At 67.1% G+C, this 18,458-nt stretch carries 14 protein-coding genes and 1 pseudogene; 4 read left to right on the top strand and 11 right to left on the bottom strand.

The features are described from left to right. Positions 1 to 274: 274 nt before the first annotated feature. Both Q4P07_RS10845 and Q4P07_RS10840 read right to left on the bottom strand, forming a co-directional pair. Positions 275 to 955, bottom strand: a complete 681-nt coding sequence (locus tag Q4P07_RS10845) for a response regulator transcription factor (protein ID WP_303374934.1) — start codon at positions 953 to 955, stop codon at positions 275 to 277. 16 nt (positions 956 to 971) lie between these two features. Then, positions 972 to 2,129, bottom strand: coding sequence for a sensor histidine kinase (locus tag Q4P07_RS10840; RefSeq protein WP_303374933.1), 1,158 nt, complete (start codon positions 2,127 to 2,129; stop codon positions 972 to 974). Between the two features lie 211 nt (positions 2,130 to 2,340). Here Q4P07_RS10840 and Q4P07_RS10835 point away from each other — a divergent pair, with 211 nt between their 5' ends. Beyond that, positions 2,341 to 3,048 carry a hypothetical protein gene (locus Q4P07_RS10835; RefSeq protein ID WP_303374932.1) on the top strand — a complete coding sequence of 236 codons (708 nt, stop codon included), beginning with the start codon at positions 2,341 to 2,343 and terminating at the stop codon, positions 3,046 to 3,048. Here the strand turns inward: Q4P07_RS10835 and Q4P07_RS10830 are convergent. Next, on the bottom strand, positions 2,989 to 3,459 hold the full coding sequence (locus Q4P07_RS10830; RefSeq protein ID WP_303374931.1) for an RDD family protein: 471 nt from the start codon (positions 3,457 to 3,459) through the stop codon (positions 2,989 to 2,991). The genes Q4P07_RS10835 and Q4P07_RS10830 overlap by 60 nt on opposite strands. A gap of 111 nt (positions 3,460 to 3,570) precedes the next feature. Here Q4P07_RS10830 and glnA point away from each other — a divergent pair, with 111 nt between their 5' ends. The 3 genes and pseudogenes from glnA to Q4P07_RS10815 form a co-directional block, all read left to right on the top strand. Continuing rightward, positions 3,571 to 4,995 carry a type I glutamate--ammonia ligase gene (gene glnA, locus Q4P07_RS10825; protein ID WP_303374930.1) on the top strand — a complete coding sequence of 475 codons (1,425 nt, stop codon included), beginning with the start codon at positions 3,571 to 3,573 and terminating at the stop codon, positions 4,993 to 4,995. A gap of 99 nt (positions 4,996 to 5,094) precedes the next feature. Then, positions 5,095 to 6,819 carry a hypothetical protein gene (locus Q4P07_RS10820; RefSeq protein WP_303374929.1) on the top strand — a complete coding sequence of 575 codons (1,725 nt, stop codon included), beginning with the start codon at positions 5,095 to 5,097 and terminating at the stop codon, positions 6,817 to 6,819. Further along, a pseudogene (locus Q4P07_RS10815) lies at positions 6,816 to 7,874 on the top strand (glycosyltransferase); the annotation flags it as partial. The gene Q4P07_RS10820 and the pseudogene Q4P07_RS10815, both read left to right, overlap by 4 nt. 51 nt (positions 7,875 to 7,925) lie before the next feature. Here the strand turns inward: Q4P07_RS10815 and Q4P07_RS10810 are convergent. The 8 genes from Q4P07_RS10810 to Q4P07_RS10775 form a co-directional block, all read right to left on the bottom strand. Next, complete coding sequence (locus tag Q4P07_RS10810; protein ID WP_303374928.1) at positions 7,926 to 8,612, bottom strand: metal-dependent transcriptional regulator; 687 nt, start codon at positions 8,610 to 8,612, stop codon at positions 7,926 to 7,928. 7 nt (positions 8,613 to 8,619) lie between these two features. After that, positions 8,620 to 9,873: an Nramp family divalent metal transporter gene (locus Q4P07_RS10805; RefSeq protein WP_303374927.1), complete on the bottom strand. Its 1,254-nt coding sequence runs from the start codon at positions 9,871 to 9,873 to the stop codon at positions 8,620 to 8,622. Between the two features lie 102 nt (positions 9,874 to 9,975). Then, entirely contained in the window at positions 9,976 to 10,428 is a 453-nt protein-coding gene (locus Q4P07_RS10800) for an HIT family protein (protein ID WP_303374926.1), read from the bottom strand. A 74-nt stretch (positions 10,429 to 10,502) separates the two neighbouring features. Further along, complete coding sequence (locus tag Q4P07_RS10795) at positions 10,503 to 12,632, bottom strand: S9 family peptidase (protein WP_303374925.1); 2,130 nt, start codon at positions 12,630 to 12,632, stop codon at positions 10,503 to 10,505. 54 nt (positions 12,633 to 12,686) lie between these two features. Then, positions 12,687 to 16,271: a DNA polymerase III subunit alpha gene (gene dnaE / locus Q4P07_RS10790; RefSeq protein WP_303374924.1), complete on the bottom strand. Its 3,585-nt coding sequence runs from the start codon at positions 16,269 to 16,271 to the stop codon at positions 12,687 to 12,689. Positions 16,272 to 16,378: 107 nt separating this feature from the next. Beyond that, positions 16,379 to 17,305, bottom strand: a complete 927-nt coding sequence (locus Q4P07_RS10785) for an RluA family pseudouridine synthase (protein WP_303374923.1) — start codon at positions 17,303 to 17,305, stop codon at positions 16,379 to 16,381. Then, complete coding sequence (gene lspA / locus Q4P07_RS10780; RefSeq protein WP_303374922.1) at positions 17,302 to 17,892, bottom strand: signal peptidase II; 591 nt, start codon at positions 17,890 to 17,892, stop codon at positions 17,302 to 17,304. The genes Q4P07_RS10785 and lspA overlap by 4 nt, the downstream gene beginning before the upstream one ends. After that, on the bottom strand, positions 17,865 to 18,284 hold the full coding sequence (locus Q4P07_RS10775) for a TraR/DksA C4-type zinc finger protein (protein WP_303374921.1): 420 nt from the start codon (positions 18,282 to 18,284) through the stop codon (positions 17,865 to 17,867). The genes lspA and Q4P07_RS10775 overlap by 28 nt, the downstream gene beginning before the upstream one ends. Positions 18,285 to 18,458 lie beyond the last annotated feature (174 nt).

Here is an 18,458-nt window from a genome sequence, read left to right as displayed (position 1 = left end):
CAGGCGGGCTCAGCCTGCACAACCCACTCAGGCGAGTGGCTCACGCACGGCACGGGCCGAGTCAGCCGGCACAACCCACTCAGACGAGTGGCACACGCACGGCACAGGCGCCCGCTGGTCGTGTCGCGCCAGCATCGCGCGCGAGGAACTGGGCCCGTATGCCGCCTCACGACGAGCGCGCGCGGAGCCGGCCCACTTGCGGAGCCACCCGGCTTCAGGCGTGCAAGGACCAGGGTCCCGCCTCCGCCGGCTGTCGTGAGCAAGGCTGGAGGGCTCACGGATCCCCGATGCGGACCAGTCCGCTCTCATAAGCCAGGACGGCTACCTGCACGCGGTCGCGCAGATGCAGTTTGGACAGCAGGCGGGAGAGATAGGTCTTGACGGTGGCCTCACTCAGAAACAGCCGAGCACCGATCTCGGCGTTGGACAATCCGCGTGCCACCAGCCGCGTGACCTCCAACTCCCGCTCGGTGAGGCTCTCCATCACCTCGGGAAGCGCCCCCAGGGGCGGTCGGGACGCAAACTCCGTCAGCAGCCGGGCGACCAGCGAAGGCGCCACGATGGAGTCACCTCTGGCGACCACGCCCACCGCGTGCACGAGGTCTGCCGGCGGCACGTCTTTGAGCAGGAAGCCGGAGGCACCGGCACGCACGGCTGCATAGACATACTCGTCCAGGTCAAAGGTCGTCAGCACCAGGATCCGCGGTCGTCGGCCGACCAGGGCCTGGATCCGCCGGGTCGCCTCGACACCGTCCAGCCGCGGCATCCGGATGTCCATCAGCACGACGTCCGGGCGCACCTCACGGACTACCTCAACCGCCTCGACGCCGTCACCGGCCTCGCCGAGCACGTCCAGGCCGGCGCGTTCGAGGATGAGCCGGAAGCCGGTCCGCACCAGCTCCTGGTCATCGACGACGACGACCGAGAGGGGCGCCGACGGCGCCGAGCTCGTCACACCACCAGCTCCTTCGTCATACCCGCTCCAGCGGCAGCACCGCTCGCACCTGAAAGCCGTGCCCCTGGGCACCCGCCTCGACCTGCCCGCCGAAGAGCGAGGCGCGCTCACGCATCCCCAGCAGCCCGTGGCCCGGCGCCCCGCCGCTGGGTGCCGCAGGTCCGTGGTCACTGACGCAGATCTCCAGAGTTTCCGGGCCGTAGTCCATCACCACGAGCGCACGGGTCGCCTGCGAGTGGCGGCGCACGTTGGTGAGTGCCTCCTGGACGATCCGGTATGCCGTGAGGTCCAGCCCGGCGGGCAGGTGCGGTCGCTGGCCGGTCACCTCGAGGTCGACCTCGAGGCCGGACTCACGGGCCCGCTCGACCAGGTCGCCCAGGGCCGCGACGCCAGGTTGAGGGGCAAGGTCGTGTCCGACGTCCGGGTCACGCAGCACCCCGACGAGGCGACGCATCTCCCCCAGCGCCGAGGACCCGGTGGAACAGATCGTGGCGAGCGCCCGCCGCGCAAACTCCGGGTCATCCTCGACGACCTGCTCCGCCGCCCCCGCCTGCACCACCATCACCCCCACGGAGTGGGCCACGATGTCATGCAACTCGCGCGCGATCCGAGCGCGTTCGGAGGCGATCGCGATCAGTGCGCTCTCGCGTGCGCTTGCCTCAGCGGTGTGGGCGCGGACGGCGTGCTCCGCGGTGCGTTCTGCCGAGACGCGCAGCATGTGGCCGGCGACGTAGGACAGCGTCAAAGCGCCCCAGTGGAACAGGATCTCGGTCGACTCCCGGAGCACCGGAATCGAAAGGTCGGCGGCGGTGATGAGCACTATTCCGCAACCGCCCGCGATCCATCGCAACGGGCTCGGCGCATGCCGGGCCAGGGAGAAGACCAGCACCATGATCGGCACCAGCTGCCCGAAGAAGAGCACCTGCACCTGCCCACCGTTTAGCACGCTCAGGACCGGCCAGACGAGGAGCCCCGCGAGGGCCACCCACGGGTGCGCCCGTCGCTGGGTGAGGTGCAGGAGGTGGAACCAGAGCACCCCGATGGTGCTGATGATCGGCGACCCCTCGCCCATCACTGATGCCAGCGGCAGCCAGACCTCCACGAGGCCGAGCACAACGAGCAGCAGGGCCAGGCCGATGTCAAAGGCCCACCTCCCGCGCGTCATGTCGACCATAGGGCCAATCTAGGGCCGCAAGGCGAGGCCTGTCGTCATCCAAAAGTTGACCCTGCACGCCGCCCATGGAGGTATGCCGTGGCGCCCGCAGTGAGTCGGACGGTGATCGGGGTCGCCGCCTAACGGGCGATCCGCAAAGGCCGGTGTCTTCCCTAGCGTCGGTGACAGCCGGCCACAGCGGTCGGCGCGCACTCAAAACCAGGAGCACACCATGACCGCCCGCATCATCCGCGCCACCGTTTCCGCCTCTCTGCTCGTCGGCGCGGTGCTGACCGTTATCAGCGTCCTTCTCATGCCCGACTTCTCCGGCGGTCACGCCGAGCGGCTCCAAGCAATCGCCGCCGACCTGGGCACGGCGACCGTGTCCTCACTGGCCTTCACCTTTGCCCAGCTCTTCCTGGCCGTCGGGGTGGTGGGGTTGGCTCATCTGGCGCGCAGCCGGACACCGGTGCTAGCCACGCTCGGCGGGATCCTCGTGCTGCTCGGCGCCTTCGGACACGCGGTCTACGGCGGAGTCCGGATCGTCATGCTGTCGATGGCGGCCGACCTCAGCTCGCTCGAGGCCTACAGTGCTGTCCTGCAACGAGGAGAGAAGGGGGCGGGTCTGCCGTTCATGCTGATGGGCCTGCTCGGCACCGTCCTTGGTCTGGTCCTGATCGGGATCGCGTTGTGGCGCGGCCAGCTCGGGCCGCGTTGGCTGGGGCCGGCCATCATCGGCTGGGTGCTGCTCGAGTTCGTCGGGTCCGGTCTGTCGCAGTGGGCGAGCTATGCCTCGGGCCTGCTGTATGCCGTGGTCTTCGTCACCATGGCGATGCTCACCTGGCGCTCGTCCCTGTCGCACTGGCAGAGCGCCGCCGGCTCACCTGCTGCGGACCACGACCGTCCCAGCGGCCTTGTCGTGCAGTCCGCGCAGGCGTGAATCCATGATCAGTGGCGGGATCGCCAGGCACAGCAGGAAAGCGCGCAGGACCGAGCGGCCCAGGGACGGGAGCCCCGCAACACCGGGCCCATCCGCCGAGATCCCGCGAGCCGCCATCACGCCAGTGGCATCGAGACGGACGACCTTGATCCCGAGAAGCCGGTGCCCGAGCGTCGCGCCCACGGTGGGGACCAGGATGGCGTTCTCCACAAACAGCACCGCCAGCGGATAGAAGGACTCGGTGCCGCTGACCTGGCCCCACTGCATACCCAGAAGACCCACCGCGATGAGTTGGCACAGTGTCCAGTCGACCAGGATCGCCACGATCCTGCGGGACAGCGGCGCGACTGCACCCGCGCCACTGGGCGGCAGGTCAGGGTAGATTTCTGCAGAGGCCCACGGACTGGTCACAGCTCCCAACCTACGTCACGAAACATCGCCGAAACACGGCCGTGACGAGCAGTTAACGACACGGTCGTAGGGTCTTGAACACGCGGGTAGCACGACCAACGAGGAGGCAGCATGTTTAGCAATGCCCAGGAGGTCCTGACCTATATCAAGGAGCAGGACGTCAAGTTCATCGATATCCGGTTCTGCGATCTGCCCGGCGTGATGCAGCACTTCAATGTGCCGGCCAACAGTTTCGACGAGGAAGCCTTCAACACCGGCCAGATGTTCGACGGCTCCTCGATCCGCGGTTTCAAGTCGATCCACGAGTCGGACATGAAGCTCATCCCGGACCCGCAGACCGCCTACTTGGACCCCTACCGTGTCCAGAAGACGCTCATCATGAACTTCTCGATCGTGGACCCTTTCACCGACGAGCCCTATGAGCGCGACCCGCGCCAGATCGCCCGACGCGCTGAGAACTACTTGCGCTCGACGGGGATCGCGGACACCGCCTTCTTCGGCGCGGAAGCCGAGTTCTACGTCTTCGACGACATCCGGTTCGCCTCCGAGCCGCAGGGCAGCTACTACTACATCGACTCCATCGAGGCGGCGTGGAACAGCGGCCGCGCGGAGGAGGGCGGCAACCGCGGCTACAAGACCCGGTTCAAGGGTGGCTACTTCCCGGTGCCGCCGGTGGACCACTTCGCCGACATCCGCGACCAGATGGGCCTGGAAATGTCTTCCGTCGGCCTGCACGTCGAGCGCTCGCACCACGAGGTCGGCACCGCTGGTCAGCAGGAGATCAACTACCGCTTCAACACGCTGCTGCTCGCCGGCGACGACATGATGAAGTTCAAGTACGTCATCAAGAACAGCGCGTGGGCCCAGGGCAAGACCGCAACCTTCATGCCCAAGCCGCTGTTCGGCGACAACGGGTCCGGGATGCACACGCACCAGTCGCTCTGGAAGGACGGCGAGCCGCTGTTCTACGACGAGACCGGCTACGGCGGCCTATCCGACATCGCCCGCTGGTATATCGGCGGCCTCCTCTCGCACGGCCCGTCGCTGCTGGCCTTCACCAACCCGTCGATGAACTCCTACCACCGGCTGGTGCCCGGGTATGAGGCGCCCATCAACCTGGTCTACTCGGCCCGCAACCGTTCGGCCTGCGTCCGCATCCCGGTGACCGGCACCAGCCCGAAGGCCAAGCGCATCGAGTATCGCGTGCCGGACCCGTCGGCCAACCCCTACCTGGCTTTCGCAGCCCAGCTGATGGCGGGGCTGGATGGCATCCGCAACCGCATCGAGCCGCCAGACCCGATCGATAAGGACCTCTACGAGCTGCCGCCGGAGGAGCTGCAGGGCATCGCCCAGCTGCCGACCTCCCTGCCCGAGGTGCTCGAGGCGCTCGAGGACGACCACGCCTACCTCACCGAGGGAGACGTCTTCACCGAGGACCTGCTCACCACCTGGGTCGACTACAAACGTCTCTACGAGATCGACCCCATCCGTGTCCGCCCGCACCCGCACGAGTTCGAGATGTACTTCGACGTCTGAGGAGGCACGGCGCGGCGAGTGAGTCGATCAGCCGCGCTGCTGCGTGTTTGACTGAGGGGTCGTGAGACCACCCGGGTCCAGCGAGCCGCGGGAGGTCGGATGGGATTGCTCAGGGCAGTGGCCACCGCTGCGCTGTTCGTCGGGCCCCTGAGCTGGCTGCGTCGCTCGAGCAAGTTATCGGCCGGCTGGCATCCCCTCCTCCTTCTGTGCGCGTGGGCCCTGACGGTCTTCATCGCCGGACTCTCGGGTCATCTCGTCGTGGGCGTGGTCACCATCGTCGCGACCAGCGTCGCCATCTTGGTGCGTGAGTTGCTCCTGGACCGAGCCAACGTGGTGGCGACGCTCCGCGAGCCAGCACTCCTGGTATTTGCGGTCAGTGTGCTGCTGCTCACCGTCCTCCTCCACGGTCAACTGTTCACCCACTACGACAACTTCAGCCATTGGGCTCTCGTCGTGTCGGTCATGCTGGATGACAACGCCTTCCCCGCCCCTGCCGACGACGTCGTCGGCTTCACCACCTATCCCCTCGGCGGGGCCGGGCTGCCCTATCTGGCCAACCTGCTCCTGGGGCGGGCCGAGTGGGTGTCGATGCTCGCGCACAGCACCTTTATCGTCAGCTGTGCGCTGCCCCTGACCTGCGCTACCGGTCGACGGTGGGCCGCCGGACTGGCCCTGTATGCCGTGGCTGTTGTCGCGCTCCTCACTCACGTGACCTCGCCCGCGAGCCTTCTCGTCGACGCGCTCGTCGCCGGCTTGGGCGGTGCCCTCCTGACCCTCGTGCTCCTGCACCGCACGGAGATCCTGCTCCAGCCGTGGCCGCTCGCGGTTGTCGGCGCCACCCTGGTGACGGTCAAGAGCAGCGGTGTCTTCTTCGTGGCCATCGTGCTCGTGCTGAGTGTGCTCCTGCTGCGGCGCTCCTGGGCACGGTCGGACCGACGCTGGCGCTCGGGTGCGGCGTGGGCGACGACCCTGGCCGCCCCCTGGGTGCTCTGGTGGCTGTGGGGACGGCATGTGCAGGCCACCTTCCCCGCCGCGGACGAGTCGAAACACAGCGTGTCTGTGAGCCGCTTCGAGGCGGTGCTCGGCGCGAAGACTGGGGCAGACCTGCGCAGCATCCTGGGCGATTTCTTGGGCAAGGTGCTGCTGGACGGCTGGCTCTGGCTGCTCTTGTCGGCCCTGCTCTTGGCGGGCGCCCTCGCGGTCCGCAGCGGTTCCATCGAGGCGCGGGATCATCGACGAGTGCTCTTCGTGATGCTCACGACTGCCCTCCTATGGGAGGTGTCACTGGCGCTGATGTATCTGCTCTCGATGCCGTTGGGCGAGGCGTTGAAGCTCGCCGGCTTCCGCCGCTACCAGGGCACCATCCACCTGGTCATCATGGTGGTGCTCCTGGCTCTGGTCGCGACGTGGTGGGCCAGCACGCCGCGCCTGGCCACTGGACAGGTGGCGGTGGCAGCACTGGTGATGGCGATCCCGCTCACGTTGACCTCGCCCAGAGGCGTGGTCTACCTGCCCGATCAGCACCTGCGCGTTGCGCTGCAGTCCGCACTTGCTGGAGTCGTCGTCACGCCCCAAGATCGCGTCTGTCTGCTGCAAGAGGGAACGGACGGCGGCTACCGGACCTGGATGACACGCTTCATCCTCAACCACCAGGACGTCCGTCCGATCGTCGTCAAGCCCGACGCCACCCGCCTGCCCAAGCGGCTAGGCGCGTGTGAGGTGACGATCTTGCTCGACCCGAGACCGCATACCCTCGACCTGGCGCGGCTGGCCGGCGTCCCCGTCAGCGCACAGACGGAGCTGCCGATGGTGATCACGCCATGAGTCTGGACAGTGTGGTCGTCATCATCCCGGCCTACGAGCCGTCGCCGCGGCTGGTGGACCTCGTCACCGAGCTCAGTGCTGCCGGGCTGGGCCGGCTCCTCGTCGTCGACGACGGCTCTGGCCCGGCCTACCGACAAACCTTCGACGCTGTCGGCCAGGTGAGCGGGGTCGAGTTGCTGCGTCATGAGGTCAACCGGGGCAAGGGCGCGGCGATCAGGACCGCGATGGCTCACGTCAAACGCCAGGGAGGCCTGACGGGGGTCGTCACCGCGGACGCCGATGGGCAGCACACTGTCGCCGATATCCGTCGGGTGGCCGAGGTGCTCACGCAAAGGGCACCGGGCACCCAGCGGCTGTGCGTGCTGGGCGAGCGCGACTTCGACCTGCCCCAGATCCCGCTGCGCAGCCGACTTGGCAACAAGGTGACCACAGCCCTGATCAGCGCGCTCTTTGGTCGACGGCTCCCCGACACCCAGACGGGTCTGCGCGGGATGACCGCCGATCTGCTGCCCGAACTGCTGGACGTGCCCGGAGAGCGTTTCGACCACGAGATGCGCGCGATCATGCACCTGCTCACCACCGGCGCACACATCGTGCCTATCCCTATCGAGACCATCTATGAGGGCGGCCAGAACTCCACGTCGCACTTCCGTCCGGTGCGAGACTCGGCGGTGATCTACGCCGCGATCCTGCGGCAGCTGGGCATCTTCGTGCTGACCTCAGGACTCGGCTTCCTCATTGACATCCTGACCTTCGTCGCGGTGATGGACGGCGCCTTCGACGGGCATCCCACGCTGCGCGCGGTCGGGATCGCCACGCTCACCGCACGCGTCGTCTCCGCGCTGGCCAATTACGCCGTCAACCACTTCTTCGTCTTCCGCACCGGCGCCAAGGTGCCGCGTTCGTTGGGAAGGTATGTCGTGCTCGCGGGCGTCCTGCTCACGGCCTCCTGGCTGTTGACCACCGGCGCGGCGAACCTGCTCGGCCATCACGTGGTGTGGGCCAAGATCCTCGTGGACACCGTGCTCTTCTTCGCCAGTTATTTGGTGCAGCGTCGCTGGGTCTTCGCGCCGCCGAGAGGTGACGCGAACCCTTCCATCGATGGATCAGCGGTCGACCACGATGATGGAGCGCCCGGCCTCGGGCGTCAGGACGAGCTCCCGGTCCCCGATGCGGACGATCGTGCCCGCGCCATCCTGCGCAACGACTGTCACGACGGCACCCCTGCCGACCCCGGTGGAGTCGAGCCGCGAAAGCAGCTCTGAGCTGTCGTCGGCGATGCGCGTGACGCGGTGCTCCCCGGGCGTGGCCTCGGATAGTCGCCGGGCACCAGCCGGATAGCTGACGACCCCTGCCCTGGTGGGTATGGGGTCGCCGTGCGGATCAACGACCGGGTGACCCAGGAGGGCATCGATCCGTTCCATCATGAGATCGGAGGCAGCATGCTCCAAGGTCTCAGCCTCGTCATGCACCTCGTCCCAGCTGTATCCGAGATGCTCCACGAGGAAGGTCTCGATGAGCCGGTGACGACGAACCATCATCAGCGCCAGATGCTCTCCGGCCGGCGTCAGCAGGATGGGGCCGTACGGCTCATGAACCAGCAGGCCCTGGCCAACGAGTCGCTTGACCGTAGCGGACGCCGCGGCCGCAGTGGTGCCGAAGCGATCAGCCAGCCCCTTGATGGTGGTGGGCGAGCCTTGCCACTCCAGCGCCGACCAGATCACCTTGAGGTGATCCTGCGCCGTGCTCGAGATGTCTCCGGTCCCCACGAGATCCGCCTGTCCGTCCGGCATGGTGCCCTCAGTCCTGCCCGGTGATTGTCAGGTAGATCAGGAGCAGGTTGAGGGCGACGATGGCCACCGTCACCAGGAGCGCAATCACGCGCATCGGCAGCCGGTTGACGAATTCGCCCATGAGCGCCTTGCGACTGGTGAGCCAGAGCAGCGGGATGAGGGCAAAGGGGATGCCGAGGGAGAGGAACACCTGGCTCAGGACCAGCGCCAGGGTCGGGTCGAACCCGACGGCGAGAATGATCAGGGCCGGGATGAGCGTGATGCCCCTCCGGGCCAGCAACGAGATGCGGACGTGCAGAAGTCCCTTCATGATCGTGGCACCGGCATAACAGCCCACCGAGGTCGATGCCAGACCGGAGGCCAGCAGCCCGATGCCGAAGATGACCCCGATGACGGGTCCCAGCGCCGTCTCGATCGCCCTGTGCGCGCCCGTGATGGTCTCGGTCCCGGCGACACCCGGGAGGGATGAGGCAGCCAGCAGCAGCATGGCGACGTTGACGGATCCGGCGATGACCAGGGCAAAACCCACGTCCCACCGGGTGGCGGTCAGCAAGCGCCGCACCCGAGGTGGCTCCACATTTACGCCATGACGGTCCCGTGACAATGCCGAGTGCAGGTAGATGGCGTGCGGCATCACCGTCGCGCCCAGCATGCTCGCCGCCAGCAAGACCGTCCGTGACCCCTCGAAACGGGGCACTAACCCAGCCGCCGTCTCGCTCCAACTCACGGGGCTGACCACCAGACCAGCCATGAACCCGACGGTGATGATCGCCAACAGGGCCATGACGACGAACTCGAAGGGCCGCTGCCCGTTTCGGTCCTGGACCTGCAGGATGATCATGGAGATGACGCCCACGATGAGGCCACCCAGCAGTAACGGAAGGTCGAAGAGGATCTGCAGCGCGATGGCGCCACCGATGACTTCGGCAAGGTCCGTAGCGGCCGCGACCAGCTCCGCCTGAGACCAGAAGAGGAGACGCCCCGTCCGGGGCAACCGCTCCCCCAGCAGCTCCGGCAGGCTTTTGCCGGTCACCAACCCCAGTTTGGCCGAGAGGTATTGCACGATCACAGCCATGGCATTGGCCACCACGAGCACCCACACCAGCAGGTAGCCGAACTCCGCTCCGGCTGACAGGTTGGCGGCCACGTTGCCCGGATCGACATAGGCGATCGCAGCAACGAACGCGGGGCCGAGCAGCCACCGCAGGTGCTTCTCAGGCTTCTCCACCGACGTTGAGGCGTTGTCGTTGACGGTTGTCATGGGGCTCTGGTCCACACGGATCTTTCGAGAAGCCTTGGGTGTCGACACTCGGCGTTCAGTGGCGATTGTTAACCTAAGTTAACATCGGGCTGACTCGGCGGCCTAACGCAGGCCCGGCGGGTGGGCCAAGGCCTCGCGCAACCTGTGTGCATAGTCCTCGGGCTCGCCCTCGGCATACGTGGTGCGTGGCCAGAAGAAGCCGCGAAGACCGTCACCTTTGGTCCGTGGCACGACATGCACGTGCAGGTGCGGCACCGACTGGCTCACCGTGTTGTTGACTGCCACGAATGAGCCTTGCGCACCCAGCCCGTCCTTGACCGCTTGCGCCACCGCGCTGGCGGCGGAGAAGAGCGGCTGAATCTGCTCCTGGGGCAGGTCGGTGAGGGTGTCCACGTGCTGTCGGGGCACCACCAGGACATGTCCTTTGAAGACAGGTCGACGGTCGAGGAAGGCGACGATCTCGTGCGTCTCGAGCACGAGCTGCGCCTCGTCCTGACCGGCGACGATCCTGCAAAAGCTGCAGCCGGAGACTGCGGTTGTCGCGGCCTGGCCCATGCCGCTCAGTCTAGGACCCGCGTCCCGCTCGATGAGTCGACCAGCTGCTGCAGGCAAGAGCACTGCGGCATCGATCAGCTGGTCTGCGTGGCGCCCAACTGGTCGAGCATGAAGGCGATCTCGAACGCGACCTCATGCCACGCGTCATACCGACCGGTCTTGCCGCCGTGCCCGGCGACCATCTCGGTCTTAAGCAGGATGGGGGCGCAGGCCGGGTCGCTGGTGACGGTCTCACGCAGACGGGCGACCCACTTGGCCGGCTCGACAAAGAAGACGCGGGTGTCGTTGAGCCCGGTGGTGGCCAGGATCGCCGGATAGTCCACCGCACGGATGTTCTCGTAGGGCGTGTAGCCGCGCATGAGCTGGTAGATCTCGGCGGACTCCAGAGGGTTGCCCCACTCCTCCCACTCCCCGACGGTCAGCGGCAGCGTCGGGTCCAGGATCGTGGACAACGCATCGACGAAGGCCACCCCCGCGTGCACCACCCGGAAACGCTCCGGCGCGAGGTTGAGGATCGCTCCCATGAGCAGACCGCCCGCCGAGCGGCCCTCGGCCGCCAACCGGTCCGGCGCGACCCAGCCGGACTCGACCAGCTCGTCCGCGCAGGACACGAAGTCGGTGAAGGTGTTGGTCTTGTGCTCCAGCCGACCCTGTTCGTACCACCCGCGCCCCATCTCGCCGCCGCCGCGGATGTGCGCGATGGCGTAGACGACTCCACGGTCGAGGTAGGAGAGGCGGGACACGGAGAAGTAGGGGTCGATAGAGATCTCGTAGGAGCCGTAGCCGTAGATCAGGCCGGGGTTGGTCCCGTCCGGCGTGACACCCTTGCGCGCGACCAGCGAGATCGGGACCCGGGTGCCATCGGAAGCGGTCGCCCACAACCGGTGCTGCTGGTAGTCGTCTGGGTCGTAGCCACCGAGCACGGGCTGGCGCTTGAGGAGCTCGAGCGCGCCGCTGAGGAGGTCGAGCTCGTAGACGCTGCTCGGCGTGACCAGCGACTCGATGACCACGAGCAGCGCGTCGGTGTCATAGGTCGGGTTGCTGCTGGTCTCGATCGTGTAGACCTCTTCCTCGACCGGCACCTGGTAGCCACGGCCCACGGGGCGGCCGTCGACGGACAGCGGCAAGATCTGCAACTGGGTGAGGCCGTTCTCGCGCAGCGAGAGCACCACATGCCCGGAGAACGCCTCGACGCCGCTGAGGCGGATGCCGTCCTCGCCCTCGATAACGGTCCGCCACTGCTCGGAGGAGGTGGCGCCCAGCGGCGCGACCGCCAGCTCGAAATCGCGGTGGACCTTGTTGTGCACCACCCACAGGTGGTCGCCGGCCGGGTCGACGTCATACTCGACGCCCTCTTCGCGCGGGGCGACCACGCGAAACTCGCCGGTGGGGTCCTCGCTCGGCAGCAACCGCACCTCAGAGGTGTTCTTGGAACCGAGCCCGATCATGATGTGCCGGTCGTCCCGGGAGGCGCCGATGCCCATCCAGAAACGCTCGTCGTCCTCCTGGTAGACGAGCACGTCCTCGTCCGCGGAGCCCCCAACCTCGTGCCTCCAGACCTGGTGGGGACGCCAGGCGTCGTCGACTCGGGTGTAGAAGATCGTGCTGGAGTCGGCTGACCAGGCGGTGCCGTAGCCGATGCCGGTGACGGCCTCGTCGATCACTTCGCCGGTGCTCAGGTCCTTGATCCGCAGGTCAAAGCGTTCGTCCCCGGAGGAGTCGACCGCGTAGGCGAGCAGCTCCCCGTCCGCGCTCACGTCATAGGCGCCAAGTGAGAAGAACTCCTGACCCTGGGCCTCGGCATTGCCGTCGAGCAGGATCTGCTCTCCCTGCGGCACGACGCCGGGGTCCAGGACCGGACGGTCCGGGGAGTCGCCGACCGCGATCCGGGCGTGCACGCCATACTGCTGACCTTCAATGGTGCGGGTGTAGTGCCACCAGTCGCGGTGCCGCACCGGCACGGTCAGGTCCGTCTGCTGGGTGCGTTCCTTGATCTCGGTGAAGATGCGCCCACGCAACCCCTCGAGGTGGCTGGTCACGGCCTCGGTGTAGGCGTTCTCGGCCTCCAGGTGCGCGATGACCTCGGGATCAGTCTTGTCGCGCAACCATTCGTAGGAGTCGGTGACGTCCTCCCCGTGGTGGCTGCGGACGGTGTCACGTCGGGGCGCGACGGGCGCTGTCGGTCGGCTACTGCTGTCAGTCACCCGCCCCACGCTACCTTCCGCCGACGGGTTTGCCGACCCCGGCCGCCGTCCACCTCAGCTGCTGATGCACGCCGGTCCCAGCAGGGCCTTGAGGTCGCCGAACAGCTCAGGAGAGGCGGTCACCCGCAGGGTTTCGTCCAGGCGGAGCACGACGCTGCGCCCGGGCTGGGTCAGCTGCACCCGCACCTCGGTGCCCCCTGGGTGGTTGGCCAAAACGGTCTTGAGCTTGTGCGCGAGGCCGTCGGTGGCTCGGGACAGCGGCAGCGCCAGGATCACCGGCCCACGCGGCCCCTGCTTGATGTCGGGGAGCATGAGCTCGTTGGCGAGCAGCTCGGCACCGTCATCGCCCTTCTTCAGCCGACCCTTGATGACCGCGACCGCGTCCTCGGCGAGCATCGTGGAGATCGTCATGTAGGTCTTGGGCCAGAAGACGACGTCGACGGAGCCGGCCAGGTCCTGGACGACCAGACGGGCGTAAGGGTCACCGTTCTTGGTGCGCTTGAGCTGGAGGTTGGTCATCAGCCCGGCGACGGTGACGAAGTCGCCGTCCTTGGCACCGTCCTCTCCGACCAGCTCCAGGATGGAGGCGCTGGCGTGCTGGGCGAGGATGTGCTCGATCCCGTTGAGCGGGTGGTCGGACACGTAGAGACCGAGCATCTCCCGCTCGAAGGCCAGCCGCGCGGTCTTCTCCCACTCGATGTCGGGCACCGGGGGCAGGGTGACGATCTGCAGCCCCGCGTCCTCCTCGCCGTCGTCGTCGACACCAAAGCCGGAGAAAAGACTGTCCTGACCGATGGCTTCCTGTTTCTTCTCATCGACCAAGGCGTCGACATACCTCTCATGCACGCTGACCAGGCCCTGGCGCGGATGCCCAAGGCCGTCGAAGGAGCCAGCCTTGATGAGCGAGTCGATCGTGCGCTTGTTGCACACCACGGCCGGTGACTTGCGCAGGAAATCCTCGAAGGAAGTGAACGCGCCCTTCTCCTCACGAGCGCTGACCACCGCCTGGACCACGTTGTGCCCGACGTTGCGGATGGCGGCCATCCCAAACCGAATGTCGTCGCCGACAGCCGCAAACGTCGCGATCGACTCGTTGACGTCGGGCGGCAGCACCGAGATGCCGAGGCGGCGGCACTCCGCGAGATAGAGGGCCGTCTTGTCCTTGTCATCCCCCACGCTGGTGAGCAGCGCCGCCATGTATTCGGCCGGGTAGTTGGCTTTCAGGTAGCCGGTCCAGTAGGAGATGACGCCGTAGGCCGCGGTGTGCGCCTTGTTGAAGGCGTAGTCGGAGAACGGGACGAGCACGCCCCACAGGGCCGCGACCGAGGCCTCGTTGTATCCGTTGGCCTTCATCCCGTCGGAGAAGGGGATGTATTCGGCGTCGATCACCGACTTCTTCTTCTTGCCCATCGCGCGACGAAGAAGGTCGGCCTTGCCCAGGGTGAAGCCCGCGAGCTTCTGCGCGATCTCCATCACCTGCTCCTGGTAGACGCACAGCCCGTAGGTGGTCTGCAGGATCGGCTCCAGCGCGGCCTGCATCTCGGGCTGCAGCTTGCCCTTCAGCTGCGGATCGAGCGGGGTGAGCTCCTGCTTGCCGTTCTTGCGCAGGGCGAAGTTGGTGTGCGCATTGGCTGCCATCGGGCCGGGCCGATAGAGCGCGAGCGCCGCGGAGATGTCCTCGAAGTGATCTGGCTGCATGAGCCTGAGCAGTTGGCGCATCCCGTTGCCGTCGAGCTGGAAGACGCCTAGCGTGTCGCCTCGGCTCAGCAGCTGATAAGTGCGCTCGTCAGTCATGTCCTTGGACAGCACGTCCAGGTCGATGTCTTCGCCGCGGTTGGTCTTGATGTTGGCGATCGCGTCGTCCAGGACGGTGAGATTGCGCAGCCCGAGGAAGTCCATCTTGACCAGCCCGAGCGCCTCGCACATCGGGTAGTCGAACTGGGTGATGATCTGGCCGTCCAGGTCACGGCGCATGATCGGGATGAGGTCGATGAGCGGCTCGCTGCTCATGATCACGCCGGCGGCGTGCACGCCCCACTGGCGGCGCAGCCCCTCGATACCCTTGGCGGTCTCGAAGACCTCCGCCGCATGCGGGTCCTCGGCGAGCAGGTCGCGAAACTCCTGCGCCTCGCCATACCTGGAGTCGGTCTCGTCCTGGATCCCGGTGAGCGTGATGTCTTTGGCCATCACCGGCGGCGGCATCGCCTTGGTCAGCTTCTCCCCCATCGCGAAGGGGTAGCCCATCACGCGGGAGGCGTCCTTGAGCGCCTGCTTGGCCTTGATGGTGCCGTAGGTGACGATCATCGCGACGCGGTCATCGCCATACTTCTGGGTGACGTAGCGGATGACCTCGGCGCGGCGCCGGTCATCGAAGTCGACGTCGAAGTCAGGCATCGAAGGGCGCTCGGGGTTGAGGAAGCGCTCGAAGATCAGGCCGTGCGGCACCGGGTCCAGGTCGGTGATCCCCATCACGTAGGCGCACATCGAGCCAGCGCCCGAGCCACGCCCAGGCCCCACCCTGATGCCGTTGCTCTTGGCCCAGTTGATGAAGTCGGCGACCACCAGGAAGTAGCCGGGATAACCCTTGCTGATGATCACCTCAGACTCGTAGGCCGCCTGCTTGTGCGCATAGTCCGGCACTCCCTCGGGGTAGCGCCGGTGCAGGCCGGCCTCGACCTCCTTGAGGAACCAGCTGGTCTCGTCCTCCCCCTCGGGGCAGGGGAAGCGCGGCATATAGCGGCCCTCGCCCTGCTGGAAGGAGACCTCGCACCGCTCCGCCACCTCAAGCGTGTTGTCGCAGGCCTCGGGCAGCTCACGCCAGATGTGCCGCATCTCCTGCGCGGTCTTGAGGTAGTAGCCGTCTCCGTCGAATTTGAACCGGTTGGGGTCCTGCAGCGTCGACCCCGACTGGACGCACAGCAGCGCCGCGTGCGCGGTGGCGTCCTCCTGCTTGGTGTAGTGCAGGTCGTTGGTGGCCAGGAGCGGCAGCTGGAGATCCTTGGCCAGCCGGAGCAGGTCCGCACGGACTTGGCGTTCGATGGAGATGCCGTGGTCCATCAGCTCGCAGTAGACGTTGGTGGCGCCGAAGATGTCCTTCAGGTCCGAACCTGCCTGGACGGCCTGGTCGTACTGCCCCAGGCGCAGCCTCGTCTGGATCTCACCGGAGGGGCACCCCGTCGTGACGATCAGGCCCTCGCCGTAGGTCTGCAGCAGCTCCTTATCCATGCGCGGTTTGCGGTAGAAGCCCTCGATCGAGGCCAGCGAGGCGAGGCGGAAGAGGTTGTGCATGCCGTTGTTGTTGCGCGCCAGCATCGTCATGTGCGTGTAGGCGCCGCCACCGGCGACGTCGTTGCGGCCGCCGTCGCCGTACTTGACCCGGTTGCGGTCGCTGCGGTGCGTGCCAGGGGTGAGGTAGGCCTCCAGACCGATGATCGACTTGATGCCGTGCTTCTGCCCGGCCTTCCAGAACTCGTAGGCACCGAAGATGTAGCCGTGGTCGGTGGTGGCGATCGCCGGCATGCCCAGGTCGGCAGCAGCGCCGACCAGCTCGTCGATCCTGGCCGCACCATCGAGCATGGAGTACTCGGTGTGGTTGTGCAGGTGGACGAAGTTCTGCGAGGGGCTGGGGGCTGCTGACATCGGGACCGATCCTAGTTGGGCTCACCGACAGGGTATGAGGTGCCCGGCACCGTGCCGGGTGAGCCGCCGCTCAACGGCTGTGCAGGCGGCATCTCAGGCTCGAGGAGCTAGCCCCGGACCTTCTCCAGGGCCAGCTCGAGGTCCGGCGGGTAGGGCGAGCTGAACTCGACATACTCTCCGCTGCCGGGGTGGTGGAAGCCCAGGTGGAAGGCGTGCAGCCACTGCCGTTCCAGGCCCAGCCGCTTGGCCAGGGTCGGGTCGGCGCCGTAGGTGAGGTCGCCGCAGCAGGGGTGGTTCAGGGCGGAGAAGTGGACGCGGATCTGGTGGGTGCGTCCGGTCTCCAGCTGGATCTGCAGCAGGCTGGCCGAGCGGTGCGCCTCGAGCAGGGTGTAGTGCGTGATGCTGGGGCGGCCGTCCCGTCGGACCGCAAACCGGTAGTCATGCCCGGTGTGACGGCCGATGGGCGCGTCGATGGTGCCCTCGTGTGGGTCCGGGAGGCCCTGGACCAGGCTGTGGTAGGTCTTGTCGACGACGCGGTCGCGGAAGGCCTGCTTGAGCACGGTGTAGGCCCGCTCGGACTTGGCGACGACCATGAGGCCGCTGGTGCCCGCGTCGAGACGCTGGACGATGCCCTGACGCTCGGATGCGCCTGAGGTCGAGATCCGGTATCCGACGCCGGCGAGGCCCCCGACGACGGTCGGCCCGCTCCAGCCGACGCTGGGGTGTGCAGCCACGAAGGCCGGCTTGTCGACGACGACGATCTCGGTGTCGTCATAGACGATGCGCATCCCCTCGACCGGCTCGGCGATGACCTGGAGCCCAGACTGCACGACCGGCGGGAGCTCGACGTCGACCAAGCTGCCGCCGACGACACGATCGGACTTGCCGACCGGGCGGCCGTCCACCTGGACGTGCCCCCCTGCCGCGAGGTCAGCCGCTTTGGACCGGGACAGACCCAGGAGCCTGGCCAGCGCGGCGTCGATCCGCTCGCCGTCCAGGCCCTGCGGCACCAAGAAGGTGCGTGACTGGGTCATCGGGCCTCCTGCGAGTCGGTCGAGCGTGCCTTGGCGTCGGTCTTGACACCGGGCCCATCGGCAGCGTGTCCATCGCGGGTGCCGTCCGGGTGGAAACCGCGCAGGGCCAGGAGCGCGATGAGACAGGCGGCTGTCGTCACCCCGATGTCGGCGACGTTGAAGATCGGGAAGTTGGGCAGTCGCAGGAAGTCGACGACGTGCCCCATCCCAGGAGAGGGGGCACGGAAATAGCGGTCAACCAGGTTGCCCGTCGCTCCCCCGAGCAGCAACCCCAGCGCGATGGCCCACGGCAGGCTCCGGACCTTGATCGCCTGCCAGATCACGATGATCGAAATGATGCTCGCCACCACCGTCAGCACTGGCGTGAAACCCGTGCCTAGCGAGAAAGCGGCCCCCGAGTTGTAGGTCAGGTGCAGGCGCAGGAGGTCTCCGACCACCGCGATGGGTTCGCCCTGGGTCAACGACCGCTCGGCCCAAGCTTTGGTCACTTGGTCCAGGGCGAGCCACATCCCGCCCAGGCCAAGGGCCAGCGCGGCGCGACGGGGGTGGCGTGCGGTGGTTAGCGGCGTTCCTGCTTCTGCTTGCATGACAGGCACAGGATCGCACGTGGGAACGCCATCAGCCGCATCTTGCCGATGGGTGTGCCGCACGCCTCGCAGTCGCCATAGGTGTCGTCAGCGATCCTCGCCAGCGCATGCCGCGTCTGCGTGAGCAGGTCCTTGGCGTTCTGCGTGATCGACAGCTCGTGCTCCCGCTCCCAGGTCGCGGCACCCGCGTCGGCCTGGTCGTCCCCCGCACCGTCACCAAAACTGCGCATCAGCTCGACGAGCTCCTGCTCGGCAACCTCGACCTCCTTGGTCAGGCGTGCCTCCTCGACCTCCAGCTCCTCGCGGACCTCCGCGATCTCGCCGGCGGTCCACGCCTCCTCACCCTCGCGCACGCGCAGTTGTGGAGCAGTGTCCTTCTTCGAGTTGGTCACTGGGTCCCCTTCCATCTTCTGGTGCCAGCTGGCAATGGCCAGCGCAGGCTCGGTGCGGTGAGAATAGAGCAGCCTGGCCCGCATGACAACGCAGGGTGCCCCCCAGCCACACCGAACGGTCGCCCCAGCCACACCGAACGGGAGTTTTGGCCACACCGAACGGTCGCCCTGGCC

The sequence above is a fragment of the Ornithinimicrobium sp. genome, from assembly GCF_030537745.1.
In the GTDB taxonomy this organism is placed as follows: Bacteria; Actinomycetota; Actinomycetes; order Actinomycetales; family Dermatophilaceae; genus Ornithinicoccus.
The sequence above is the reverse complement of the archived record's forward strand: the minus strand, read 5'-3'. Positions and strand labels throughout refer to the sequence as shown.